The 338-nt window shown below is 51.2% G+C and carries 1 protein-coding gene; it reads right to left on the reverse strand.

Translation table 11 applies throughout. The annotated features are described in order from the left end of the window. Positions 1-331 (reverse strand): YodL domain-containing protein (locus P0G09_RS20910; RefSeq protein ID WP_342760547.1); only part of this gene is annotated, 331 nt, incomplete at its 3' end. Positions 332-338: the final 7 nt, after the last annotated feature.

The following is a 338-nucleotide window of genomic DNA, read 5'->3' on the forward strand; positions in this document are numbered from 1 at the left end:
CGATCACATCGCTGACCGACAGGCTGTGCCCCTCAAAATCCTGCGGACGGGAGAGGTTGAACATCTGAAATAGTTCTTCCAAAACCTCGTTGTTCGGCACATCCTGCCACATGGCGGGCAGATCAGCGTAGTAGGTGACCTCGTAATGCTCCGGGTCGGGCGTTTTGCCTCGACGATTCAACTCCCGCATAGAAGCAAATCTTTCATCGAGGATTTTTTCGTCATGCCGCAGTTGCATCACCATATAAACATCGCATCCTGCGTTCAGAAATTTCTGCGGGATGTCCGGCATGAGTTCGCCGTCAAAATTCTGGTTCCATTTTTGCTGCATTGTCCAC

It is taken from the genome of Faecalibacterium sp. DFI.5.82 (genome assembly GCF_029076575.1).
Classification (GTDB): Bacteria; Bacillota; Clostridia; order Oscillospirales; family Ruminococcaceae; genus Faecalibacterium; species Faecalibacterium duncaniae.